The following is an 8637-nucleotide window of genomic DNA, read 5'->3' on the forward strand; positions in this document are numbered from 1 at the left end:
TTAATAAGGCGTTTCAAGTCGGTTAACTGGGAAAAAGAACTACCCTGAAATTCAGAAAAAACGCTGGGGAAATACGCTTTGGAGTCCTAGCTACTTTGCAGGAAGTTGTGGTGGTGCGCCACTCTTGGTTATTAAGCCATATATTGAGCAGCAACAACGACCTCACTAAACAGGCTTCGCCTGTCCCGCTTATACCCCCGCCGTGAACGACGGGGTTTTACGCGGGATTCGATAAAAATCTTGATCATCAAAACGAATCCGTTGTTGGCGTTCGACAAAGGCAAAACCTTTGCCAAGTTCGAGCAAAAAGTGTTGTAGATTGCTGATAATCGCTTGTTCGAGGTCTGTTTCTTGATAGCTTTTGTCTTGCAAGTTCAAGAAATCAAGAATATACGGATCACGCAAATAATCCTTTGCGGTTTCGACCAGCGGCTGAGTTTTATCGTGCGCTTCTTGTTTAACTAATGCTTTGTCTTTACTGGCAAGCAAACGTTCATAATAGAGTTTATGAATTTGGCGTTCTAAAGCTCTGGCGCTCCAGCTTTGTTGCAGTGTTTCATTTAAATACCATTCGCGTGCCAGTGGGTTTTCGACTTTTAATAAAGTGCGGTAATGCGTCCAGCTCAATTCGAGACGCACTGCGTCTCGAATTGGAAACGCTAGATAAAAATTACGCATGTTACGTAAATTAGTAACATCAAAACCTTTGCCTAACCGCTCAGTCAGTTGCTGAGAAAGCTGTTGCAGTTGTTGTTTACCATAGGCGGCACGGCTTTCACCTTGTTGCTCATGCTCAACAATCAAACGACCAATCTGCCAATAGCTTTGCACCATCGCGCTATTTACTGCTTGGCGAACGTGACCACGCGACTGTTCAATAATCTGCGCAATATCAGCAACTAAGTTGTTGAGTTGGGCATCTAGATTTACTCTCAGGTTTGTGGATTCAGTCATTACCCTGTCCTTGTGTTGCTTGTGTCGTTTGATATTTCTGTTTTGGACTGCTCGGCTTGTCCGGTAAGGTCATGCTGACCAGGCCTGCTTGTAATAAGGGTGCTAACCAAGCTTCTCTAAACGATTTTCTGTCTTTTAATGCGAGAAACTGCATCATTTCGGCTGTGGTTCTTGGCTCCAAGCAGTATTCAAGCAAAGTTTCAAAGCGTTCTTCAACTTGTCCGGTAGCTTGAGGGGTAGCTTGGTCGGTAGCTTTTATTAAGCAGCCATAGCCGTATTCTTCGTTTGCGATCAGGTCGATGCGGTCTTTGATTTTGAGTTGTAAGTCGTCTAAGTCCATTAACCTAATGGGCTTTTGGCTAACATCATCGACACCAATATAAATCTCACCGCCCTGCCTGGCATTCAGAAACGCGACCACCTCTTTTTCAAGCGTGTCGGTCAGTTGACGTTTAAATTCTATGCGGTGTGATTCGGTCATGGTTAATAGCGTTATTCTCTATTTATTAAAATGCACATCCAGCTTATCCAGCAAAGCCAAGCCTTCTTTCACATCGCCTTGCGCCGCCAGTGTTTTAAAACGGGTTTCGGTGTCGAATTCAACAATCATACGGGTTGAAATTTCTTCAAACAGTTTATTTAGGCTTTGGTGTTTGTGAGCCGCCAAATCTTTGAGTCGGCTGTGTTGTTCATCAGGTAATCGCATGGCAATGGCTCTTCGGATTATCAGTCTTTTACTCATGAAACTATTTATTAAAAGGCTTGTTGCTAGGCCTTTCTATCTCGTGTGTAAATTGTAGCCCAAAAGCAACTTAAAAAGCTTTTTCTCATCATAAAAACCGTTCTTCAACCTTAACACTGATATTTTCATTCCACCAATAATTGATCGAGCGAAATGCGCATGGCTTTGGCGAGCTTTTCAAGTGTGGTTTTGCGTGGCGTGTAATCGATACTGGATTCAATTCGCGCAATCTCGGGTTGTTGAACACCGGAGGCCAATGCCAATTCCGCTTGGGTCATACCCAAATGCTCACGCCAACACTTGACCAACGGCACATCATGTTCAGTATGTCGCACCACAATGTCATGCGGAATCAAGCCCTGTTCAACTGGCTCAGAAAACTTTGCAATAAATTTATCATACGGCATCACCACAAACGCTGGGCGCTCAGATTTGTTGATTTAGTCATTACCCTGTCCTTGTATTGCTTGTGTCGTTTGGTATTTCTGTTTTGGACTGCTCGGCTTATCCGGCAAAGCCAAGCCTTCTTTCACATAGTCTTGTGCCGCCAGCGTTTTAAAAACGCGTTTCGGTGTCAAATTCAACAATCATGTGGGTTGAAACCTCTTAAAACAGCTTATTTAAGCTTTGGTGTTTGTGAGCCGCAAATCTTTTAGTCGGCTGTGTTGTTCATCGGGTAAACGCATGGTTAATTTCTATGCCGCTACCGTCATATCTACATGCAGTGCACGCATGACTCGGGCAATCGTGTCCCATTTGGGTTGAACTTTGCCGCTGAATGTTTTGTATAAACTTTCTCGGTTTAAACCGGTTGCCTTTGATACCTCGGCGATTCCATGATGTTTAGCTAAGTGCCCCAATGCACTAACAAATACATTAGGATCTTCATCACGAAAACATTCTTGAAGATAAGCATTGATTTCTTCTTGCGTTTCAAAGTAGTCAAACGGGTTAAATGGTTTTAGCTTTTCTGCCATGTGTAATCTCCAAAGTCTTGCATGATTTGTTTTGCTTTGGCTATATCTTCTTGCTGCTGTTTTTTATTGCTTTTATTACCACCATTCAGAAGCAATACAACATATTCTCCGTGAACGGTGTAATAAATTCGATAGCCCTTACCCACAAAAATACGCATTTCACTGACACCTTCACCAACCGACTCAGAGTCGCCAAAACTTCCCTGTTCTGCTCTGGCAATTCGCATGGCGATGGCTCTTACAGCTTGCCTATCTTTTTGCTTAGCAAGCCATCTATCAAAGGTGCTCGTTGTTAAAATTTTATATTTCATCTGCAAATTGTAGCCTACGAACTACTAAAAAGCCATATCTCATCCAAAGGCACGGCGCTCCAGCTTTGTTGCAGTGTTTCATTTAAATAAGATTCGCGTGCCAGTGGGTTTTCGAGTTTTAACAAAGTGCGGTAATGCATCCAGCTCAACTCGGTACGCACTGCGTTCCGATTTGGAAAGGTGATGTAAAACTGGCGCATATTTCGCAATTTGCGTTCATCAACTTGCCCTGTAGCTTGAGGGGTAGCTTGAGGGGTAGCTGTATATCCTTCTGCATATGGAAACAGTACTCTAAAAAGTCTCTAAGCCATCATTTAAGGCAACTTCCCAATCTTGAACTTCAGACTGCGCGTTTTGATGTACTTTTATCACCGCAGCTCTCGGTGAGTATCCGACTCTTGGCTTCGCTCTTGCATAAAGTCTTCAGTCGCACCTTTTGCATCAAACCAGTCATCCCAAGTATTTTCGATTGGCGTGATAATTCTCGATTTACCTTTAACCGTTATAAACACTTTTTTAACGGATTCATCCAAAGCCACACACTTAGGTATTCTTACCGCCCGAGACTGATTGTTTTTAAAAACGGATGTCGCAATCATGTTAGTACACCTCCTGACAACATATACCGAAAACATATACAAATAATATTGGAAACTAAGCTAGCCGGTCAAGCGCTTTTAAATAAGTATCTGTAAACTTAAAATACCAAGCAAAAGGTGTTTTTACTTCAATATTATCTGTAATTATTTATTCACTCACCGCATTGATACGCGCCATAAGATTAGCCGGCACGTAAAAAACGAAACCTTTACCTTGCTTGCGCTTATCCAGCAAACCGTATTGATCCGATAAACTCAGCAGGTCGGTGCGTGCGGTTTGATAGCTGGTCGCGTGTTTGTGGCGATGCGCTTCTATCGTGAAGACTTGATGTGGCTGCTTAAGCGCGTGTTGTAAGATATCAAGCTGACGATGATTAAGCTGTCCGCTCAGCCTTGAATATTGGAGTATTTGCTGGGTTTGCGCGATCTCTTTGGTTTTGTGCGCTAGGTAGCCCATAAGCGCTTCAATCGCCTTTTGTAACACTTCTATTTGGTGAATCAGAAAATAGGTGAGGTCATTCCCATCCGTTTCGGTGTATAAATAGGCTTTGGCATATTGCACCGGGGCTTGTTTTATCACTTTGGAAATCGAAACAAATTCGGTTAGCCAATAGCCTTTTTTGGCCATATACCAGTAAAACAGTGCTCGCGCCGTGCGACCGTTACCATCAACAAACGGGTGGTCATACGCCAATATAAAATGCAGTATCATGGCTTTAATCACCGGATGAATAAAGTGTTGCGGGTCATCTTGGTTAGCAAAATCGCACAAGGCTTGCAACCTGTGCGCCAGCGTTTTTGCCGGTGGCGGTGTGTGCAAAACCCTTCCATCGCGATTATCCACCACCTGTATTTGATCGTTTTCATCACGTAATTGCCCGGCTTTAATAGGATCATCTAAGGTTTTTTCGGTCAAAATTTGATGCAAATGAAACACCAGGCCTGGTGAGAGTGCTTCGTCTTTTAAATCCATGATCGCTTGCATCGCATGATAATTATTCGCAATCATCTGCTCACTTTTGTCACGCGGGGCACGCTGTTGTTGCAACATGGTTTTAGCCACCTCACGCGTGGTCGATGCGCCCTCAAGCTGGCTGGAGTTGATCGCTTCTTCAATTAACGATGACACCAAATATTGATCACGCGTGGCGGCATTCGCAATCGGCTGTGGCATGGCGATTTGCCCCGCCGCGTGCTGATCTAGCCAGTGAAGTGACTGTAACATAACGTCTGTTACACAAAACTGCATCGGTTTGCCTAAGTGGTCGGTTAGCTTCAACTTACGCGCCAGTTTGTTACGAGCTAGCTTGATGACAAACCAATAGTCTTGTGCGCTTAAACCTTGCGGCGGATTGGCAAATCGTAGCTTATCCCAATGAGTATAGCGCCCACGCTCATCGCACACCCCTAAATCCATTGCTAACAATTTCGCTAAATGGGTGGTCGTACCCTGCTCGGCATACTCGGCTAAAAGCGCTTCAATACTGGGCGGTGATGATGGAATTTTCATGGTCGGCTACCCTGTTTGCTAACAACGTGTTTCGGTTACGGAGCCAATATTTTAGCAAATGATTTAGCGTTCAAACTAATTTACTACTAATTTTTTAATTTTTAGTAGCAAATTAGTTTTAAATTTACTGTATGGTTTAAATCTATGGAGTGTGTTTCGTCGTCGAACCCCATTAAAGGCCGATTTCATATAACTGTCCTTTATTAAAAGACAGTTTAGAAAATTAAAGTCGAAACACAAACGGCCAAACTGTGCCGCTTTGTTTGGCTTGGATAAAGTCCACATCAAGCAGATCAGCCAGTAATGCACTGGTTTTTTCGATTTCAATGGGTTGGTCGTTCAGCGACTTTATCCAGCGAATCGATGAACCGCGTTCAAAGGTTTGTTGCAATGCACCACGCGGGATACCTACCGAATAGCCCAACATACCACTTTGTTGGTAGATATTGAGTTCCACCAGGCCTGGTGCTTTTAACTTTTCCACTAGCGGATAAGCCGACTCGACTAAAGTGGAAAACGGCATTAAAAACTTGGTCATCGACATCATCACAATCGGCTTGTCATCGAACAAAGCCTCGGGATAAAGTCGGTAAACCCATTGATTATCCGGCTGGTTGAGGATTTTTTTCTTTTCGGATTTGGTTGCCTTTTCCGGAAAAACCTCCCGTTTTAGCTCGCGGCGAAACTCCGTTTCAACCTCTCGAAATCGTTTATCCAAATCGTAAAGCTTAGACCAGGCCTGGTTATTGATTAGCTTGGCACTGAGTTGTTTATTCTGCCGAAGCAGCGCATCAACTTTTTTGAAGCCCGCTTTTTGTTTTAATTCTTCTGGCATGGCAGATATAACATTTTCAAACTGCTCGTCAAACGTATCATTAAAAGTGTCATAGCGATTGGGTAAACGAAGAAAAACCTGTTCAAACAGGTCGGCTTTTCCGTGGCGTGCAAATGCTTGTTTTAAAGTATGAATAGGCAAATTTTTAATGAGCGGGGTAACAAAAATAATCTTAATGCCCTGCTCAATTAAACGTTCAATGTTTCGAGCGATAAAATCGCAGGTCACATAGGTTTTACCAAATCCGGTCGGCGCGGGAATCAGCGCCAACCCTTTTATATCCTGCTTTTTCTCCGGCGCAAAAATTAATCGCTCAAGAATCTGTTGCATCACGCGTTATTCCCCTTATGATTGCTAAGATCCATTCTGTAACACCTAATCAAACACCTCTTAGAGTCAACCCATCCACCGGCACAAATATCCAACCTTCTTTTGGCGGCGTAAATTCGCTTGGCCAGAGCAGTTGTTCGGGATGATGCGCTAAACTCCAAGCCAGCAGCGCACAAATCAGTGCATCGCGTTGGTCGGGTGAGCGGATTTCATCGATGTATTCGTCGATATCGGTGTTGGTGGCGTTTTGGCTTTTAGCCGTTTCGGGTTCGACAGCCTTAACAAATTTAAAATGTTGGTTGAGTAGGTTTTGTATGAACTTGGCGTGTTTGCAGGCTGATGGGTAACCCTCAAAAGCTTTGAGCGGTGTGCCCTGCCCCCAAATGCCGGTTTGGTGCAGCTTGGGGGCAAACTTAGCCAGCATATGCATGCCCTTGGTGGCTTGGCTGCCGATCATATCTTTGATCGCGGATAGGGGTTTGAGCCCCCGCTCGAACAGCGTTTTTTCAGTGTGGCGATAGAGGTAGTCATTGGTGGGTGAGGCGTGTATTTGACTAACCGATTCAAGCTGATTGATGAGGGCTCGAAATCCTTCTGAAAAACCCAGTGGCGTATCAATCGCCATTACATACTGGTGCTGTGCATAGTCTTTGAGGGTGAGGCCACATAATCCAAATAGCTTTTCTATAAACACTTGGGTTGAGCAGGCCTGGTTGAGGGTTTCGCGCAGATTGCCGCGCCAAGGCAAACCCAGAAGATTAAGTTTAGTATCCAAGATCACAATCGCATCGCGACTATTTGGATTCTGGTCACAGTTCCAGCCGCCAACATCCCAACCGATATAATACTGCTCGTTCATTTGCCGTCTCTTATTGTAGTTTTTTAGCACTATACACCGAGCACCAAATTAAAGTCAAATAATTTGACTATGTGGCGCGATCAGTGATAGGATTTCGCTTAGATTGTTTATGAGGAGCCAAAACCATGACTAACCCAATTCCACTGTTTCCACTGCTTGATGATGACCCAGCACTTGATGAGATCAAGTGGGATGCACAATTGCGCCTTGAGGAGATTGAGCGCTGGTTGTATTGGCAAGGCTCTTTAAGCCGTAGCGAGTTGGCAGAGAAGTTTAGGATGTCTAAACAACAGACCTCCGCGATTTTGAAGCAATACCAGCAGTTACATCCCACTAAGATTTGGTTAAACGGTTCCACCAAACGCTACATGCCCAATGATGATGTGACGAATCGGTTTTATCAGCCCAGTATTGATGATTTATTGATACAGTCGGAGAACCTCGGTGTGCCCTTTAATTATGTGAGTGTGCCCTCAAGACGCATGCCCTTGGATGTCATGCGCGACATTTCTCGTGCGATCTATCAGTTTAAAAGCATTGAGATCACCTACCACTCGCAAAAAGACCCGGCAGGGAAAACCCGGCGCATCAGCCCGCATCGTTTTGTACAAACTAGCAAACGCCTGCATGTTCGGGCCTGGTGCCATGAATCACAGGGCTATCGTGATTTTATTGTGGGGCGCATTAGCGCCACCGGTGAGATGGCGCTAATGGAACAAAGCGCGAATGAGGATGAGGCTTGGCACCATATGATTAGTTTGATGCTAAAACCCAATCCACGTTTATCCAAAGCACAAAAACAATTGATCGAGCTGGATTTTGAAATGACCCAAGGCATTCGAACCCTTGAGGTGCGTCAAGCGCTCCTACCCTATTATTTTGAGCTCTACACCCTCTGGCCTGATTATCAAATCGACAACCCGCTCTATCAACCGGTGATTCTAGCGAATAATGCGGATGTGCTCAAATTCCTCTAGTCAGAAAAATAACGCTGGGCTAAGATCAACTACAAAAGCCGCCTTTTCTCAGCGCCTATTTAACTTTTATCCTTGCAGGAGATAAACAATGACAACCGAATCACCCAAACTTAATGTATTAGGCGAGCCACTTATTAGTTGTTCAAACACACCCCTCACAGGCTATTTTCGAGATGGCATGTGTCGCACGGATGATACAGATCGTGGACGGCACATTATCTGTGCGCAAATGACTCAGCCTTTTTTAGCGTTCACAAAATCACGCGGCAATGATCTGTCTACACCGATGCCTCAGTTTGCGTTTCCAGGTCTTAAACCGGGTGATCGCTGGTGTTTGTGTGCGCTGCGCTGGCAAGAAGCGTTATTGGCCAAGATGGCACCGCCGGTGTTTTTAGCCGGTTGTGAAATGGCGGCATTAAACATTGTTAGCTTGGAAGACTTGATGGCGCATGCCATTGATCGCTCTCAGCGAGTGATGCACTGATTGATCTTGTGACTTTTTAACCGCCTGATTCGGATTTTGATTTAACTCTGCAAAAAGGT

At 44.5% G+C, this 8637-nt stretch carries 14 protein-coding genes and 1 pseudogene; 3 read left to right on the forward strand and 12 right to left on the reverse strand.

The annotated features are described in order from the left end of the window. Positions 1-7: 7 nt before the first annotated feature. Positions 8-169, forward strand: a pseudogene (locus tag NA59_RS15585) (transposase); the annotation flags it as partial. Positions 170-189: 20 nt separating this feature from the next. Here the strand turns inward: NA59_RS15585 and NA59_RS12165 are convergent. From NA59_RS12165 to NA59_RS12215, 12 genes are all read right to left on the reverse strand, one after another. Beyond that, on the reverse strand, positions 190-954 hold the full coding sequence (locus tag NA59_RS12165; protein ID WP_198401115.1) for a PDDEXK nuclease domain-containing protein: 765 nt from the start codon (positions 952-954) through the stop codon (positions 190-192). Next, entirely contained in the window at positions 947-1435 is a 489-nt protein-coding gene (locus NA59_RS15420; RefSeq protein WP_044413203.1) for an AlbA family DNA-binding domain-containing protein, read from the reverse strand. Before NA59_RS15420 ends, NA59_RS12165 begins: the two co-directional genes overlap by 8 nt. Before the next feature lie 18 nt (positions 1436-1453). Next, complete coding sequence (locus NA59_RS12175) at positions 1454-1660, reverse strand: toxin-antitoxin system HicB family antitoxin (RefSeq protein ID WP_232504092.1); 207 nt, start codon at positions 1658-1660, stop codon at positions 1454-1456. A gap of 161 nt (positions 1661-1821) precedes the next feature. Continuing rightward, positions 1822-2103 carry a helix-turn-helix transcriptional regulator gene (locus tag NA59_RS12180; protein WP_052501671.1) on the reverse strand — a complete coding sequence of 94 codons (282 nt, stop codon included), beginning with the start codon at positions 2101-2103 and terminating at the stop codon, positions 1822-1824. 33 nt (positions 2104-2136) lie between these two features. Beyond that, complete coding sequence (locus tag NA59_RS15220) at positions 2137-2274, reverse strand: hypothetical protein (protein WP_232504093.1); 138 nt, start codon at positions 2272-2274, stop codon at positions 2137-2139. Between the two features lie 117 nt (positions 2275-2391). Continuing rightward, positions 2392-2673, reverse strand: coding sequence for an addiction module antidote protein (locus NA59_RS12185; protein ID WP_044413212.1), 282 nt, complete (start codon positions 2671-2673; stop codon positions 2392-2394). Further along, positions 2658-2984, reverse strand: coding sequence for a type II toxin-antitoxin system RelE/ParE family toxin (locus NA59_RS12190; RefSeq protein ID WP_044413215.1), 327 nt, complete (start codon positions 2982-2984; stop codon positions 2658-2660). The genes NA59_RS12185 and NA59_RS12190 overlap by 16 nt, the downstream gene beginning before the upstream one ends. A gap of 14 nt (positions 2985-2998) precedes the next feature. Further along, positions 2999-3193: a DUF1016 N-terminal domain-containing protein gene (locus NA59_RS12195; protein ID WP_407701055.1), complete on the reverse strand. Its 195-nt coding sequence runs from the start codon at positions 3191-3193 to the stop codon at positions 2999-3001. 159 nt (positions 3194-3352) lie between these two features. Further along, on the reverse strand, positions 3353-3583 hold the full coding sequence (gene vapB / locus NA59_RS12200) for a type II toxin-antitoxin system VapB family antitoxin (protein WP_044413220.1): 231 nt from the start codon (positions 3581-3583) through the stop codon (positions 3353-3355). 148 nt (positions 3584-3731) lie between these two features. Next, positions 3732-5093 carry a Fic family protein gene (locus tag NA59_RS12205; protein WP_044413223.1) on the reverse strand — a complete coding sequence of 454 codons (1362 nt, stop codon included), beginning with the start codon at positions 5091-5093 and terminating at the stop codon, positions 3732-3734. A gap of 223 nt (positions 5094-5316) precedes the next feature. After that, positions 5317-6261 carry a DEAD/DEAH box helicase family protein gene (locus tag NA59_RS12210; protein WP_157792633.1) on the reverse strand — a complete coding sequence of 315 codons (945 nt, stop codon included), beginning with the start codon at positions 6259-6261 and terminating at the stop codon, positions 5317-5319. A gap of 46 nt (positions 6262-6307) precedes the next feature. Beyond that, entirely contained in the window at positions 6308-7117 is an 810-nt protein-coding gene (locus tag NA59_RS12215; protein WP_044413228.1) for a DUF429 domain-containing protein, read from the reverse strand. A 125-nt stretch (positions 7118-7242) separates the two neighbouring features. On the opposite strand from NA59_RS12215, the gene NA59_RS12220 reads away from it, so the two are divergent. Both NA59_RS12220 and NA59_RS12225 read left to right on the forward strand, forming a co-directional pair. Then, positions 7243-8094 carry a WYL domain-containing protein gene (locus NA59_RS12220; protein WP_044413231.1) on the forward strand — a complete coding sequence of 284 codons (852 nt, stop codon included), beginning with the start codon at positions 7243-7245 and terminating at the stop codon, positions 8092-8094. Between the two features lie 88 nt (positions 8095-8182). After that, on the forward strand, positions 8183-8578 hold the full coding sequence (locus NA59_RS12225; RefSeq protein ID WP_044413234.1) for a DUF2237 family protein: 396 nt from the start codon (positions 8183-8185) through the stop codon (positions 8576-8578). The last annotated feature ends 59 nt before the right edge of the window (positions 8579-8637 follow it).

Origin of the sequence: Thiomicrospira microaerophila, assembly GCF_000934765.1 — a bacterium.
Lineage (GTDB): Bacteria > Pseudomonadota > Gammaproteobacteria > Thiomicrospirales > Thiomicrospiraceae > Thiomicrospira > Thiomicrospira microaerophila.